The sequence below is a fragment of the Serratia sp. 506_PEND genome (genome assembly GCF_001076875.1).
GTDB classification, from domain to species: Bacteria; Pseudomonadota; Gammaproteobacteria; order Enterobacterales; family Enterobacteriaceae; genus Serratia; species Serratia marcescens.
This window is the reverse complement of the sequence record NZ_JVEL01000493.1, coordinates 1-204: the sequence shown is the minus strand read 5'-3', so window position 1 is coordinate 204 and position 204 is coordinate 1. Positions and strand designations below refer to the sequence as shown.

Genomic DNA, 204 nt, shown 5'->3' with positions numbered 1-204 from the left:
GGCAAAACTTTATGCGGGAAAGTAACTATTTTTAGTGGGGGTTCCGGGCGCGGCTGAGGCCATCGCGACAGATCAGGGAAAGTGAAGGTTAAAGGGGGCGGCGCCCCGCCCCTTGAGTCTGAAATCAGACGCTTTTCGCCACGCTGTCGACCAGCGACATCTCTTCGCTGCTCAGCAGCTTTTCGATATCCACCAGGATCAGCA

General features: G+C 55.9%; 1 pseudogene. It reads right to left on the bottom strand.

Going from position 1 to position 204, the window contains the following annotated elements:
• Positions 1–124 precede the first annotated feature (124 nt).
• Positions 125–204: pseudogene (locus ADK28_RS31730) on the bottom strand (chemotaxis protein CheW); the annotation flags it as partial.